16 protein-coding genes are annotated in these 14,943 nt (G+C 61.1%); 4 read left to right on the top strand and 12 right to left on the bottom strand.

What is annotated here, in order from left to right; all coding sequences use genetic code 11:
• The first annotated feature begins 55 nt into the window (after nucleotides 1-55).
• Together AC1DOM_RS16315 and AC1DOM_RS16310 are read left to right on the top strand one after the other, a co-directional pair.
• Nucleotides 56-3,064 (top strand): NEW3 domain-containing protein, encoded by a 3,009-nt coding sequence (locus AC1DOM_RS16315; protein ID WP_498965198.1) that lies wholly within the window; start codon nucleotides 56-58, stop codon nucleotides 3,062-3,064.
• Between the two features lie 49 nt (nucleotides 3,065-3,113).
• On the top strand, nucleotides 3,114-3,788 hold the full coding sequence (locus tag AC1DOM_RS16310) for a hypothetical protein (RefSeq protein ID WP_498965197.1): 675 nt from the start codon (nucleotides 3,114-3,116) through the stop codon (nucleotides 3,786-3,788).
• A 9-nt stretch (nucleotides 3,789-3,797) separates the two neighbouring features.
• Here the strand turns inward: AC1DOM_RS16310 and AC1DOM_RS16305 are convergent, their stop codons facing one another.
• The 7 genes from AC1DOM_RS16305 to AC1DOM_RS16275 all read right to left on the bottom strand — a co-directional run bounded on the left by AC1DOM_RS16305 (nucleotide 3,798) and on the right by AC1DOM_RS16275 (nucleotide 9,465).
• Nucleotides 3,798-4,073 (bottom strand): DUF2628 domain-containing protein, encoded by a 276-nt coding sequence (locus AC1DOM_RS16305; RefSeq protein WP_498965283.1) that lies wholly within the window; start codon nucleotides 4,071-4,073, stop codon nucleotides 3,798-3,800.
• 297 nt (nucleotides 4,074-4,370) lie between these two features.
• The gene (locus tag AC1DOM_RS16300; RefSeq protein WP_498965195.1) at nucleotides 4,371-4,793 is read right to left on the bottom strand and encodes a hypothetical protein; all 423 of its coding nucleotides are present in this window, start codon (nucleotides 4,791-4,793) and stop codon (nucleotides 4,371-4,373) included.
• 247 nt (nucleotides 4,794-5,040) lie between these two features.
• Nucleotides 5,041-5,433: a hypothetical protein gene (locus tag AC1DOM_RS16295; RefSeq protein ID WP_498965193.1), complete on the bottom strand. Its 393-nt coding sequence runs from the start codon at nucleotides 5,431-5,433 to the stop codon at nucleotides 5,041-5,043.
• A 633-nt stretch (nucleotides 5,434-6,066) separates the two neighbouring features.
• Nucleotides 6,067-6,846, bottom strand: coding sequence for a hypothetical protein (locus tag AC1DOM_RS16290; RefSeq protein ID WP_498965191.1), 780 nt, complete (start codon nucleotides 6,844-6,846; stop codon nucleotides 6,067-6,069).
• A 112-nt stretch (nucleotides 6,847-6,958) separates the two neighbouring features.
• Entirely contained in the window at nucleotides 6,959-7,312 is a 354-nt protein-coding gene (locus AC1DOM_RS16285) for a hypothetical protein (RefSeq protein WP_498965189.1), read from the bottom strand.
• A gap of 142 nt (nucleotides 7,313-7,454) precedes the next feature.
• A complete protein-coding gene (locus AC1DOM_RS16280) occupies nucleotides 7,455-8,921 on the bottom strand; it encodes an amidohydrolase family protein (protein ID WP_498965187.1) in 1,467 nt (488 codons plus the stop codon).
• Between the two features lie 103 nt (nucleotides 8,922-9,024).
• Entirely contained in the window at nucleotides 9,025-9,465 is a 441-nt protein-coding gene (locus AC1DOM_RS16275) for a hypothetical protein (RefSeq protein ID WP_498965186.1), read from the bottom strand.
• 182 nt (nucleotides 9,466-9,647) lie between these two features.
• On the opposite strand from AC1DOM_RS16275, the gene AC1DOM_RS16270 reads away from it, so the two are divergent.
• Both AC1DOM_RS16270 and AC1DOM_RS16265 read left to right on the top strand, forming a co-directional pair.
• On the top strand, nucleotides 9,648-10,133 hold the full coding sequence (locus tag AC1DOM_RS16270; protein WP_498965184.1) for a hypothetical protein: 486 nt from the start codon (nucleotides 9,648-9,650) through the stop codon (nucleotides 10,131-10,133).
• A 152-nt stretch (nucleotides 10,134-10,285) separates the two neighbouring features.
• On the top strand, nucleotides 10,286-10,882 hold the full coding sequence (locus AC1DOM_RS16265; RefSeq protein WP_498965182.1) for a hypothetical protein: 597 nt from the start codon (nucleotides 10,286-10,288) through the stop codon (nucleotides 10,880-10,882).
• Nucleotides 10,883-10,970: 88 nt separating this feature from the next.
• Here AC1DOM_RS16265 and AC1DOM_RS16260 read toward each other — a convergent pair whose 3' ends face one another.
• From AC1DOM_RS16260 to AC1DOM_RS16240, 5 genes are all read right to left on the bottom strand, one after another.
• Nucleotides 10,971-11,240, bottom strand: a complete 270-nt coding sequence (locus AC1DOM_RS16260; RefSeq protein ID WP_498965180.1) for a hypothetical protein — start codon at nucleotides 11,238-11,240, stop codon at nucleotides 10,971-10,973.
• A gap of 72 nt (nucleotides 11,241-11,312) precedes the next feature.
• Entirely contained in the window at nucleotides 11,313-11,786 is a 474-nt protein-coding gene (locus tag AC1DOM_RS16255; protein WP_498965178.1) for a hypothetical protein, read from the bottom strand.
• 257 nt (nucleotides 11,787-12,043) lie between these two features.
• On the bottom strand, nucleotides 12,044-12,484 hold the full coding sequence (locus AC1DOM_RS16250) for a hypothetical protein (RefSeq protein ID WP_498965176.1): 441 nt from the start codon (nucleotides 12,482-12,484) through the stop codon (nucleotides 12,044-12,046).
• A 1,691-nt stretch (nucleotides 12,485-14,175) separates the two neighbouring features.
• On the bottom strand, nucleotides 14,176-14,595 hold the full coding sequence (locus AC1DOM_RS16245) for a hypothetical protein (RefSeq protein WP_498965174.1): 420 nt from the start codon (nucleotides 14,593-14,595) through the stop codon (nucleotides 14,176-14,178).
• Nucleotides 14,596-14,644: 49 nt separating this feature from the next.
• Nucleotides 14,645-14,943: hypothetical protein (locus tag AC1DOM_RS16240; RefSeq protein WP_498965173.1), on the bottom strand; the 299-nt coding region annotated here is incomplete at its 5' end.

The raw sequence follows: 14,943 nt of genomic DNA, 5'->3' as shown, positions 1-14,943 counted from the left end.
TCCTGCGGCGCTCTTCCCCCGGGGGTGCACCTTCTCCTGCTCCCGGAAGACCTTCATGTTCCCGATCCGCCACACCTGCGTCCGCATCGCCGCGGTCGCCCTCCTGCTCGCCGCCGGCGCCGCCGGTGCCCAGACCAAAACCTTCGCGCCTTCGGTCATCGGCAAGCCTGTCGTGCTCGAAGGGCAGCTCGAAGTCGTCTTCGAGGATTACGCCGACGGCCACAGCACGCTGCGTCATTTCCTGAAAACGCCGCAGGAGCGCATCGAACTCAAGTTCGCAGGGAAGCCGCCGCAACTCCAGAGTGGCGCGCGCGTGCGTGTGCGCGGCCAGGCGCAGGCCGACGTGCTCGCGCTCGACGGCAGCGCCGGCAGCATCGAGCCGCTCACGACCGTCCTGCCCAACACGATGGGCGAGCAGTCGATCGCCGTGTTGCTCGTCAACTTCCAGGACGACGCCTCGCAGCCCAAGACCGTTGCCGAAGCGCAGAACCTCGTGTTCGGCGACACCAGCAACCACTACCTGCAAAGCTCGTTCGGCCAGACCTGGTTCAAGGGACAGACCTTCGGCTGGTTCACGATCGCGATGAGCAAGACCGCGTGCGATCCGTACCAGCTTGCGAACCTCGCCGACGCGAAGGCGGCGCAGGCGGGTGTGAAGCTCGGCGACTACCAGCGCCGGGTGTACATGTTCCCGGCGAACGCGTGCCAATGGTTGGGGCTGGGTGTCGTCGGCGGCAACAACACGCAGGCGTGGGCCAACGGCGCGATGACGCTGCAGGTGGTGGGCCACGAGCTTGGCCACAACTACGGCCTGTACCACGCGCATTCGCTGGACTGCGACACCGGCGTGTATGGCCAGGATTGCATCCGATACAACTACGGCGATGCCGCCGACCTGATGGGCAACAACCGCCCCGGCCAGTTCAATCCGTTCGAAAAGGAACGCCTGGGCTGGCTCAACGACGGCATCTCCCCGCCGATCACCACGGTCACCACCGGTGGGCGTTATTCGATCGAGCCGTATTCGGCGAGTACGGTCGGCCCCAAGGCAATCAAGATTCGGCGCGGCACCGATCCGCTGGGCAACAAGCTGTGGTTCTACGTCGAATACCGCCAGCCCATCGGTGGCGACAGCGTGCTCGCCAACACCGGCAACGTGACCCAGGGCGTGATGGTGCGCACCGCGACCGAAGGCGATCCGGATTCGAGCTACCAGCTCGACATGAGCCCGGGTTCGTCGACGCAATACTTCTACGAGGCGGCCGACGGCGCACTGGCGGTCGGACAAAGCCATTACGACCCGGATTCGGGCGTCACCCTGACGCTGGTGTCGACCGACGCCAACGGTGCCGACATCGACGTGCAATTCGGCGCACCGACTTGCACCCGCGCAGCGCCCGAGGTTTGGGTCGGCCCCAATCGGTCGGCCGTCGCCGGCACTGCCGTCGAATACGAGTTGCAGGTCGCCAACCACGACAGCATCGCTTGTCCCGCGACCACCTTCGCCCTGAACGGTATCGTGCCCACCGGCTGGACCGGCACGCCCGGAATGGCCGCACTGACGGTGAAGCCGGGCATGACCGGTTACACGACGCTCAACGTCACATCGCCCACGAGCGCCGCGCTCGGCCAGTACAAGATCTGGGCGGCGACGACCAGTCCGGACAGCGCCTTGCACACTGCGCAAAGCGTTTTGCAGGCCTATTACGGGGTCATCCCGCCTTGCACGCGCGCCGCGCCCTCGGTTTCGTTGACAGGGGGTGGCACCGGGGTCCTCGCCGGCGCCCGCGTGCCCTACGTTTTGACTGTCACCAATCGTGACGGCAGCTCGTGCGAATCGACGTCCTTCTCCCTCGCGAGCAGCGTGCCCGCCGGCTGGACCGGCACGCTCCACGCGACGAGCGTTGCACTGGGCCCGGGACAGACCGCCAGCGTGGGGCTCGACGTCGTGTCGAACACGGCCGCCCCCGTCGGCAGCTACGGCATCGGCGTCGCGGCGAGCAGCGCGGTCGGCGTACAGCACACGGCGAACGCGTCGGCAATCTACGACGTCGCATCGACGTGCACGCGCGTCGCACCGATGGTGTCGCTGACCGGTGGTGGCGCTGTCGTCGCCCCGGGTACGACCGTCACCTACACGCTCAGCATCAGCAACCGCGACAGCAGCGGTTGCCCCGCGACGGGCTTCGTCCTGGCGCGCAGCGCGCCCGCCGGTTGGGCCAGCACGCTCAGCAGGACGAGCATCGCATTGGCCCCGGGCGCGAGCGACAGCGCAGTGCTGAACGTCACCTCGCCCACGACCGCCGTCGGCGGCAGCTACGGCATCGGCACCGCGGTGAGCAGCCCGCTGGGCGCGCTGCACACGGCGAGCGTCTCGACGACTTACGTCGTCACCCCGAAGCTTGCCATCGCCGACGCATCCATCGTCGAGGGCAACACCGGCACGAAAACGGCGAACTTCACGGTCTCGCTGGCCAAGCCCACGGTCGTGCCGGTCACCTTCAACATCGCGACGACCAACGGCACTGCGGCAGCAGGGAGCRATTACACGGCCACCAGCCGCGTCGGCGTCACCATTCCGCAAGGAAGCACCAGTGCGATCGTCTCGGTGCCGGTCAACGGCGACGCTGCGGTGGAAGGAAACGAGACGTTCTACGTCAACGTGTCGGGCGTGAAGGGCGCCATCCTCGCCGATGCGCAGGCAGTGGGGACGATCCGCAACGACGACACCGTCCTGAGCATCGCCGACGCCAGCGTCGCGGAAGGCAACAGTGGTACGAAGACGCTGACCTTCACCGTGAAGCTCTCGGTGGCTTCGGCGAGCCCCGTGACCTTCAATCTTGCTACCGCCAACAAGACGGCCGCCGCGGGAACGGACTACGCCGCGCTCGCCCTGGCCGGACGATCGATCCCCGCGGGCACCACGAGCAAAGTGTTCAACGTGACCATCAAGGGCGACATCGCGAAGGAAGCGAACGAGACGTTCGTCGTCAACCTCGCAAGCGTCACCGGTGCGACCGTTGGAGATGCGCAGGCGCTCGGCACGATCGTCAACGACGACTGAAGAATTCGCGATGTCCGATTTGGGTAGACTCTCCCGCAAGGGGGAGTCCATGTCCAATCGCATCCTTGCGCGCGCGAGTGCCTGCGTCGCCGTCGTCCTGTTGGCCGGCTGCCATTCCAGTTACGACCGCATCAATGCCGCCATTCCACTCTCGCCCGCGGCAGCGGAAGGGAAGCAGATCTTCGAGGCGGCCATCGAAGTGAACGCGCTGGATCGCAGTGTCGCGAGGGAGCTCGAAAAGGAGATGGATGCACGCGCCCAGCGGTGCGCCGCCGGTTACGTGCCGGGGCTGACCGACAGCGACGCGGACATCCGAGCGGCATTGCGCGACAAGCGCGAATGCTTCGCGGGCGCCGACATCGAATTGCGCGATTGGATGGTCCATCGCACCGCCACGGCCATGGTGGACCACATGGTGCCGCCCGAGTTGCGCGCGTTCGTGGAACGCACCAAGGCGAACCAGCCTGCCGCGGTGTATTCGACGCCCGCCCCCGAGGCGGCGCCCGAGACGCCCGGGGAACCGGAATCGCCGCCGATGGCCGACCCCGCACCGGCACCGATGGCGACCGTCGAGCCGATGGCATCCGTACCCGCGGCCGGCCTCGAAGCGACCAACGCCGCGCGCCGCGAAAGCATCGAGCGTTCGATCCGCGAAAACAACCTTCCGCCCGAAGAGGCCGAGCGCCTGCGCGAGTGGGCCAGGAACATCGAAGCGTCGCAGTAACGCCCTGTCTCAGAACCAGGGCGCGTCGTCCAGCACGACCTTCCTGTAGTAACTCAAATTCGCACGCATCGACCCGATGCCGGCGACAAAAAGCATCGCGAAACGAACGCCCTTGCCGAACCCCATCGCGTGCAACACGACGCCGAGTGCAACGGCGAGGACGTAGTAGACGATCGCTTGCCGCCAAAGCCCCTTCGCGAGGAAGTAGATCGGGCCGAGAAAGAAGGCGCGCCAATTGGTGCCGTATGCGGCGGCGCCACGTTCGATGGCGCCCGAGCGTTCGATCTCGCGGAAGCGCTTTTTCCAGTAGTCCCCACGTCCAGGTGGGCGATGTGGTCGTAGGCCAGGCGCGTCGCCGAAGCCGGCGAGGGCGGTGTGGGTTGCACCGGTGGTGTGTATGCGGGCGCTGAGTTGTACGGATCGGTCACGGCATCCCCCCTTGGATGCATCTGCCGACGTCGATTGTAGAGGCGGTCCTTCAAACGCCTTCAGGAAAAATGGCGCGCGTTGTCACAATCCGCCATTCGCCGCATTGGGCCCGACGCGTCGTCCATGTCCGCTTTCGGCCAGAAGCGGACGATTTCAGGGCGAGCGGCGAAGCGGATTGCTCGCGCCCTTTCGGCTCGCAAGGTAAAAGCCAGCGGCTGCGGCCACGGCACCAAAGACGCCGCTATGAAGGGCGGCTTCAAGCGCTTGGACGACCAGCGGCGGATCCCCGACCCGCACGATGGGATGCCATGAGAACGGGTACATGACAAGGTGGGCAACGACCACTGCAGTGAAGCCGATCGCAAGTGGCCTGTTCTTGCATAGGAAACCCACCGCCAGCCCTGGTAACAACATCTGCAACAGATTGAGCCAAGGCATCGATATGGTCACGAATCCGTCGTCTACCTCGATGCGCGAAATTTCGACGGAATAGAGCCAGCCGACACCGGCCCACATTCCGGCGTGCAGCAATGCACCGATGAGGAAAGGAAGAAGAACATCCTTGTGGTTTGACATGAGTTGGTTCCCATACGGACGGACGTGTAATCCGGCACTGCGATCCAACGTTGGCGAGTTGGACCAACGCCACTGGCTTATGTTGGCCCGAAAAGGCTAACAAGTTGCGCGCCACGCTGCCGAGGAGGTAGTAGGAACGATGGGGCGAGCGTCCGCTTTGGGTCGAAAGCGGTCACTCCGTGACCAGTCGTCACCCGACGCCTCACGGTTCGCCCGAATGTCTATCGGCCAGAAGCCGACGCGATGGCTAAATCCTTAGGCCCTTGGCGCGATTGCGAGCAAGCGCATGCGCAACCAATGCGATTGGTAGTCCGTACAGCGCAAARAACAAGGAAAAACTGCCTCCAGCAAAAGGCAGCAACATGACGGCAGGCAAGAGACCGAGCAGACCCACGGTCCCCCAATTGGCCCAACCCCACTTCAATAACGCAGCGTATCCGGGGACGCCGAAGAGCAACACCGGCACCAGCCCGACTACAAAGGCCATGACAGGTAGGAAGATTGTGGCTAGCGGATTGACTCCCTCCTGGAAAAATAAAGCATTTCCGAGAATCAGCACCAGGCTGACCCAGAGACAGCCCGCCACAAACGAGTGGAAGCAGCTGAGCGCCGAGGTCTCAAGAGCTTCGCGAAAATTCATGTGCGAAAGGATTCCGCTTCCAGGTTCGCTGGAATGCTACAGGGCGAAACCAAAGGTCGCGACTGGGTGCCGTATCGGGCATATGGCTCCGCCCCAACTGTCCGGCCAGAAGCGGACATTCATTCGCCGCATCGACGGTGGCGCGCCAAGTTAGTAGAGCATCGGGGCGAACTTAAGAATCACTACGTCATTTCGCATCAAGGCAAAAAAGTCTGTGGCCGTCGTTTCCTTGGCTCTGGAGCAATTTACATACCGCAATTGATCTCCTTCCTGAAATCCGGCCCTCATGTTTATCCACTCGCCGTGCGTTTCTGGAGAGGGGTTGCCCATCAGCCTGGRGCCTTCGATAACTTGGTCCGAGGTTAAAGGGACCGATATCGCACAGCCATGCATCCCCATTCGGTCAGCAATCGACGAGGGCTCATAATTCCAGGTGAATCCGTAGACCGACGCGCAACTCGTTAAAGCCAAGATCACGCCAAAAGGGAGTACGCGCGAAATGGAAACGTCCGCCACCCCCTGGCTTCTTTTTTCAAATGTCATTAGCCGCATCATTGAACGAAACGTTCTGCTTTGGGTCGAAAGCGGACATTCGCAAATCCGCTGAATCAGGCCGAGCAAAAAAGCACGCCGTCATACCCCTTTGCAGGCCTCGCGAACTTGCTCGTCCAGCTTCTGGAGAAGATCGTAGGTTCGCGAGAGCCCGACCGCCCGCAGCGTTGACTCCCTGGCGGATTTGGCGGCGCTGCACTTGGCTCGTCGGCGGTCGCCATCCTCCATGCCCCCGGAGGACGAGCCATAGGAAACTTGATCGGTGCCCGCCATCCGCGACAAGGTTCGCGCGGCATCCGCCATACGCGCCTGCTGCGCCCGTCCCCTCGATACCACGCCCGGATCGTCCGGCACCGCAACGATGGTCTTGCGAATTGCCTGCGCGCCCTCGCACGGATCACTTTGGTAGGCAATGACTCCGTCAGGTCCGGCGCACTTGTAGATCACCGGCGCATCAACGCCTCTCGCATCCGTCACGAAGGTATCCGAGACGGCCAGGTCGGTATCGGGCTGCAGTTCTTCTTGCGCCGCTTGAGCTCCCGTCTTGAGCGTCCGCGGCGACAACTCGGAGTGCCCGGCTGTTTCCCCTGATCGTTCAAGCATCGCGTTCAAAACCAACGCGAAGCCCGTCAGCGCAATCGCGGCAAACACCAACCATGCCCATGGCGCGGTGGACGCGGACCGAATGCGGCGCACATTGGTGCGAAGCGAGAACTGCAATTCGTCTGGATTCAGTGCGTCACGCATCCCGCCGTTGGGCGGTGCGTCGGCCCAACCGTTCCTCGCATACGTGTGCGCCCGACCCGGCGCCCGCACATTCCCCGACATCGCGCTCCCCCATGCAATGAGCTTGTTGATCATATCGGTTGGTCGGAAAGATGTGTTCCGATCCGGCCGCGGCCCGTGACAGGCAGTCACCTGGTGACTGCTTTCGGCCAGAAGCGGACATCCGCAAGCGCAGCGCTTTCCAGCGTCAGGCGAGATCGGGCGACGCCCGAACCTTCCGAATCAATGAGCGGGCTCCCAAGACCACCGCCACTGCCGCAGCGGGATACACCCAACCACCCAAGATGGCCACTGCGATGGTGTTGTTGTCGAATTGCATTTCGGGGAAATGGGCCCCCGCGGCGAGKGAGGCAGCGATGCCCGCAGGGTTGTACACATAAATGGTGAAAGCCGTGGCGACGACCCAGCCAGCGAGGATTGCGCTCATGACCTTGAGTGGCAAGCGCTTGGGCCAGGGAAAGAGAACAGCCGAGCCCGCCACGATGCACGGCAGTGCATCGCGGCCGATAGCGACGATGTCGAACAGGTTCTGAGGGGTCATCGGCAAGAAGCTAGCGCGAACGCCGAATGTCCGCTTTGGGTCGAAAGCGGACAGTCGCCGCCTACACGAGTTGCCTGGCAAAGCAGGTTCAATCGGATAGCAGACCGGAGATCAACGACGCAAGCGCAGCGCCACATGGTCATCAATGCCCGTCGGCAGCCGTCTCCACGTCGGACAACAATTTGACGCGCATCTCTCGCGAGACGTAATGCCCATCATGGAAGACGCCTGCGATGCGCCGCGTATTGCCGATGTCTTCCAGCGGATTGCCATCCAGGAGAACCAAGTCGGCCAACTTGCCTGGCTCGACTGTGCCGAGCGCGTGGTCGAGGCCCAGGTACCTGGCGGGATTGACGGTGGCCGCCTGCAGTGCTTCGAACGGCGTAAGACCGGCCTCCACCAGCAGCGCGAGTTCGTCGTGCACGCTGAAACCCGGAAAACAGAAGGGGTTGGGCTCGTCCGTCCCGGCCAGCAACTGCACGCCTGAGCGATGCATCGCACCGACGATCTTCAACTGCTTGCGGTACCTCGCCTTCATGAACGAGAAATCCTCCGGCGTCAGTTTGGCTGCAGGCGTGGCCGTCGGCTTCCAGTCGGCGCGCATCGACGCCGGCAAATACTTCAACCGGTCGTCGGCCACGAACTTCGCGTCGTCCAGGGACGCGTAGGCGCGCAGCACGGTCAGCGTGGGCGTCACCCACGTGCCGTTGCGGGCGAAGTGCTGGAACAGCGCGGCTGCCTTCACCGGGTCGTAGGACGCGAGCACCTTTCGACCAACGCCGACGTCGAACATTTCCGATCCGTTCTTCGCAGTCAGTTCCGCCCGCAGCGCAGCCTCGTCGGCGGACGCTGCGAGGAGGATGCCGGTCAAGTGTTCGACGCTTTTCTGGCCGGAATCCGACGCTTCGATTGCGTCGATTGAAACCGGGATGTGCCCGGCAAAGACCAATCCCTGCTTCCTGGCCTCGTCGGCGATGGCGAAATACGATTCTCTCGAGAGGTAGGAATAGACTTTGATGAAGTCGTTGCCGCGCTTCTTGATGTAACGCACCGCATCGCGCGCCTGCACGGCATTCCGTACCACGAGCTCGCCATTCCACGGTGCTTCCGGTCCGTCCACCAGCGGGCTCGATGCAATGATGCGCGGCGCCGCCAGCGTCCCGGAGGCAATCCGCTCGCGCCAGGCGTTGACCTGTTCCAGGCTGACCCCGTCGTAGGTGCTGCCATTGTTGAACGAGCAATCCGGATAGCAATCGGAGAACATGTCGCGCACACCGGTCACGCCGTTGGCGATTTCCAGTGGAAAGAACACGTCGCGCGTTGCCTGTTCCGACACGAAGTGGGCATGCATGTCCCATAGCCCGGGCATCAACACCATGCCGCGACCGTCGATCTGTTTTGCGTGCTTTGGCGAACTGACACGTTTGCCAACAGCGGCGATGCGATTGCCGGAAATGACCACCGTCATGCCGGGCCGCGCTCGCGGGCTGCGCATGTCCACCACTGTGACGTTTCGAATGACGAAGCCGCCGTCTTTCTGCGCGGACAGGGCAAGACCGGGAAGAGCCAGAAACAAGCACAAAAAGACGGCTCTCTTGAAACGGCTCATGGGCGCCCCGGAGGATAGACCGTAACTCGTTGATCACGTCGAACCGAGACCAAGCCGGCCAACGGTGCGATGTCCGCTATCGGCCAGAAGCGGACACTCGCGCCTACGTTTGGCACCTCGGAAGTGCGCCTCGATTCGAAGGCACTTCGTAAACCGTCCACTTGGAACTCAAACGTCGAATCACGTCCTCGGCGAAGGCATGTCCAGCGGCGGGGTTCGTTCCTTCGATGAAACCGATGCTCATTTCGTACGCGGACAGACCGAGGTTGCCGGCGCCCCAGCCGACGCCCGCCGCGTCATGCGCGCCGATGTTGAGCACCGAATAATCCGGGGCTTGTTGCAGCGTCACTAACTCCTTCTGCGTATCGACGCTTCGGTCGCGGTACTGCATGTGATGGGACTCGGAAACCGATTGCATTACTTCGATGAAGCGCGCCGTGTCCGCTGCATCGGCGAGGCACAGTTGCACCTGGCGAAACGGCTGCTGCCCGCCTGCGCAGCCGGTAAGCAATCCCGTGAGCAGGAGCAACGTGAGCGCCTTCATGTACCGCCCTCGGTATTGAGTGATGTGAGACAAGCATACGAATGTCCGCTTTGGGTCGAAAGCGGTCACTCGTGGCAGCCAAGTCAAATGTCCGCTTTCGGCCTTTGCGGACATTCGGACAACCACGGGGTGACGGGCACCTTGTCGTAGTATCCGCCACCACATTCGCGAACTGACCCGCCTTGATCAAGCTCTCCAACGACCAGCGCTTTCACTGGTTCGAGCCGTTAGCGTTTGCGCGTGCTCGTGCCGCGGTGACGCCCAGTGGCAGCAAGTTGCCATTCGTTCTGCTTCTCTCCGTGCTTCTCGCCGTGCCGCTTCTGTTCGCTGGATTGCCGGAAGGTGCAAGAGAGATCGGCTTCGTGGTGCTGTTCGCCGTGGGCGGCGCGATGCTGATCACTTACGTGCTCGTCCCGCTGGTGTCCCGCCTGCCCAACCACGTACTTGTAGCGAGCGACCGGATCGTCATTGGCCGAGAGGTGATTCCGTTCATCCAGATCCAGCACGCCGTCGTGGGGACGATGAAGTTGGGCGACAGAACGTTCCGGGTGCTGACCTTCAGGACAAGGACCGGCCAGGACTACCTCTTCGGGCTGGGTCGCAACGTGGACTCCCGCGAGCTTGCAGGATTTCTGGAGCGCGTCGGTGTGCGCGAGCCGTCCGCCTGAAATTGCCGGGGGAGCGTTCTGTGTTCATTGGTGCGCCAACACTGCCCCTAAGCCCATTGATGCGCCAATCCGCAACCCGCTGTCCGACGAGTGGTTGTCCGAGACGCTCCGCGCCGGCCGTTGCCGGATACGCAACGCAGGAGGAAAATGTCATGACGTCGGGAACGTGGGCGGACTGGGTGTCGTGCGCTGTGTCGCTGCTCAGCGCCATCGCCGTCCTCATCCTGGGCTACCAGGCCAACAAGATGGGCAAGGCGTCGCACAAGCTCGCCGAAACATCGCAGCAAATCGCGGCGGCATCGGATGCGCGGGAAGGTCGGACGTTGTTGATGTACGTCTTCTCTGATGTTCGAAGCTCGTGGGACGCGGCGGTGCGCCTCCATGCAAGGCTGCAAGACCCTCTCTCCCGACCAGCCTTCTGCAATGACCAGGGCTATCGCGATAGCGTTGCCCGCGATCTCGAACTGATCGCCATGCCGACCGTCGAAAGCCACCTCCTTCGGCTTCACACCGCCGACGCAACTGGCGATGCGCTAGCGAATGCACTCAGCATGTACCGGATGGCGACGCTCAACATGAAGCAGGCCAATACCGTCCAGACGTCAGCGGAGCGGGAGTTCCCATTCCAGCAAGTCCAAAACATCGTTGCCTGGATCAACATTGAGCTGGAGCGTGTGCAGGACAGGATGATCGAACTCGGTGGAGGTGTCTTGAGGCACGAGTCGCAGAAGCCTGTCGCTGGCGAATGACGTTCTACACCGGACCTTTGCCGAGGCGTCTGCTATCGGCCAGAAGCGGACATTTGCTAAGCAGCCTTCGGCCAGAAGCGGACGTGCTTTAGTTGCCTAGCAAGCGACGTACCTCAGCATCAATTGCCGCCTCTATGACAGTCTTTGGATTGATGCCGAGTTCCACAAGCTTCTCACGATAGATCCTGATCTCCGACCACGGGCAACCGGTATCGGCACAGGCCGCATCTGGGTCTCCTGCATGCTCAAACTCAAGGTGGAAGCAGAGCCAATGCATGCCCTCGAAAGTGTCGTAGTGATCTGCGTAAACCTCAACGGGCCGTCCGCAGCGGCGACAGATTTTGGGTTGCGTGGTCATGGGAACCCTTGCGTGACGGCTAACGGCCAGAAGCGGACATTGGTCGAGATGGATCAACGTAACGACGGAGCGTTACTTCTTGGAGGGGCACATCAGAAAAGCTTGGACCTTTTCCCAAGAACGCGCGAACGCTTGAGCCTCATCGGAGCGATTCGTGCCTTCCGGGGAATACCAAGATGACGTACGAAAGCTATCTCCTTGCCGAACAGTCAGTTGCTTGGATGGGCCATCAAAGGCGATCGGCCGATCCTGGTCGATCGTCATGGGCAGCGTGCTCAATAGTTGACGCGAAGCTTCAAGCGCTCGCTCTGACTCGACCTTCGTGAGCTGGCACCGCGTCTCCTTCCGGAGATAAGGCTTCTTGGAGACGTCATAGCGCTCCTCGACGATCTTGCCGTTTGCTTCGAGTCGCAAAGACCAAGTCTTCAAAGCTGGGCCGACGATCTGATGATTTAGTTCGACCAGAGCATCCTGGTCACGTGCGCTAACACCGAGCGAGCATGCGAGTCCTGCCAAGGAAAGCACGAGAACACCAAATGGCTTCATTTTTGGCTTGTCGATTTGGGAGCGAGACCAATGATATCGGCCCAAGCCCCGACGAGCGCCTAACTCGCTGCACGCTTACGTCGCCAGCAGTCACCCAGCGACCAAATGTCCGCTTTGGGTCTAAAGCGGTCACTCCGTGACCAGTCGTCACCCGACGCCCCACGGTTCGCCCGAATGTCCGCTTTCGGCCAAAAGCTGACATCCCGACCCCGCCTAAAACCTGAAAGCCGCGCCGCGAAGCGGTGTGGGACTAATTGTTAGGCGCCGGAGCGGAATTCTTGCATGACGTCCTTAACGAGCTTCTCCTTAGCCATGAGGGAACCCAAATCATTGCCAAAGCGCACCGGCGGATCAACGCATGACACGACGACCCCTTCTTTGGCTTTTTGGATAACCGCGATCGTTTCACCCTTTCCGACATTGACATAGCCAATGAAGGACAAGACAGGGCTCATAAACGTTTCATGCTTCTTTTCCGTGACTCCGTACTTCGAGTAAAACATTCGAACGGCGGCGTTGTTTACAAACGTAGTCGCGACTGGCTCTCCGATCTGAGCACTGCGGGCTGCATGTGCAATTTTCGGAACAGCCTGAATATCGATGAGGAACTTGATTACGAAAAAAGCCAGAAGTGAGAGGCCGAACGTAGGAATGGCAAGAAGCAAAGCGATTAAGAAACCGACAGCGTTTAGCAGCATTCGTTTCCCCTAGCGAAAGTGAGAACGCATTACGTTTCTCCGAATTTAAACTGCGAATCTACGCTTCTTTGCAGCCAGCAAAAGACACGAACCGATCAAAGAAGATAAGAAACTTGTTCTTGGTCTGAATTAGCGTGRCCACGCTATCGTTATTCGGACACTGCATCATGAATCGAGCGTTGGTGCCATGCGCACCGTACAGCTGATACTTTCCATGCTGATAGAACGTGTGTGTCGTACCGCAAGCGCATGCATACGGCGCGCCGTCGTACAGCGAAAAGTCGCGGACTTGGTGCAAGGGCAGACCCGCTACGGCTAAGAAATCAAATTTGCTCAGAAGCTTCATTATTCCCCCTGTGTTGTCTGCGTCATCGGTGATCCGCGCTAAGGCATAAGCTATGCGACATGGCGCTTGCTGGTGACGATGCCATTGCCGATGGCGTTCCGCAAAGGTTTTTCGGTGCGGGATCCACGCCGAATCCAGCGGCGCCTAACACCTGAATTTAGCCGAGCCGCGAAGCGGCTAAGCCGTGTCGCGACCCTGGAGCAGCCTACCCACTTTGCCTTAGGTTCCGCGATAGAAATATGACATTCGCGACCAACTCCCTCAAGCTTCCGCGATGCAGCCACACGAGTCCGCACGCGGCGTATAGCGCCGAGGACGCTAGGGCGTTTGCCGGTCGAAAAATCAATGCAGCAGGGTCAACGAGGTACCAGTAGATGGCGTACGTCCCGTCGATAGTTAACCACGTCCAGAACAGAGCCAGGGGGAACTGCTTCCACCTGCGCTCGAGGACAACCCGCAAACTGCAGGGCGCTGTGAAGTAAGCTGGCACCGCCATGATGAGGCTGACGGAGACGTCCCAGTCGGGCAAGCCCGAATATCGTGCTCCGAGCAACAGAATAACGATTCCGCCGAGCAAGCTGAGGAGCTTCCACGGACGCACGTACTCGGCTGGAGGGTTCAAGTAAGGTGTCAAGTCGGCCTGTCTAGTCTTTCGATGACCGCATGCGCGGTAACTCGGTAACTTCAATCAACAAGGGGAAATTATGTTTCGAAGTCTGTTCGGTAGATCCAAGCAGGATCAAAAGTTTCGCGACACTATCGACATATTAAATCAACTTTATCTCTTGACGTTCGCCACTCCAAAGTACCCGGCTGAGATCGAAAGGTTTGTCAAACAAATGGGCGACAAATTCAACGAGCACGAGATCGCGATTGTTTTCCTAGCCAGTTACTCGTCTCACATCAAGCGCGATCACCCGCGGGCTGAAATAGAGGTCAACAAGTACATTAGTAGAGCAAAAGGAGCTTACGACCGCGGATTAGCGCGTGATCCGATGCCGAGGGAATATCTGTTTTCGGTAGCTAGCGAGAGATTTGGCATTGATCCGAACGCCGTCCCGGCAAAGTAAAGCCGGTGACCGCCTTCTAGATCTTTGCGCTCAGTGGAGCAAGCTTGCACGCCGCAACCATCCGAGGCTTCGCCTGGTACGCGCGACGCCAAGCGCGAGCCGCGAACGCATCCCACGCACTTTGGGAAGCCGCTTGGCGTCCGCCGGGCGGCATGCTCGGACCGGATGTCCGCTTTGGGTCGAAAGCGGACATTCGCCCGGGTCGGCCGCCGGCCCCCCTGCAAGTGTCCGCTATCGTCCATCGATGTAAACGATGTAACCCACGCGGTGCATTATTAGCTGTGCGCTTCAATCCAGCCGACCATCTCGACGGCGTTGAACGGCTCCCTCGCGAGCAACGCGCGTCTCAACTGCGCGCTATTGCCACCCACGTGCAGGTGCGCCTCATTGCAGAAGAAAATCCTGAGGTCGCCGTTCTCGAGCGCGATGAAGAGATCGGAGTCGCCGGGAGCGAAAATCTGTTGCTCTATCGTTTGCTGCACGAACCGATCCAGCCAAGCGGTACCGACACGCATCGGATTTCCCCAAAGATCGCCGTGAAGCCTGCTGCCGAAGCCGTAACGCGCGATGAGTTTCGCGTCGCCCACCAGTGCCTCGAACACTGCGGGCAGTGCGCGTAGCAGCGAAAGGATGTGGTCGGGCGCGAGTTTCGCTGAAACGTCTTCCCTGGAAGGATCATGTGCCATGTCGGTCATAGCCGGAGATTAAGCGATGACCGCCTTGGGAGCGCAGCGCTTTCCAGCGTCAGGCGAGATCCGGCGACGCCCGAACCTTCCGAATCAATGAGCGGGCTCCCAAGACCACCGCCACTGCCGCAGCGGGATACACCCAACCACCCAAGATGGCCACTGCGATGGTGTTGTTGTCGAATTGCATTTCGGGGAAATGGGCCCCCGCGGCGAGTGAGGCAGCGATGCCCGCAGGGTTGTACACATAAATGGTGAAAGCCGTGGCGACGACCCAGCCAGCGAGGATTGCGCTCATGTCCTTGTGTGGCAAGCGCTTGGGCCAGGGAAAGAGAACAGCCGAGCCCGCCACGATGC

This window comes from Lysobacter sp. P5_B12 (assembly GCF_056400425.1).
This window is presented reverse-complemented; position numbering and strand designations above follow the sequence as displayed.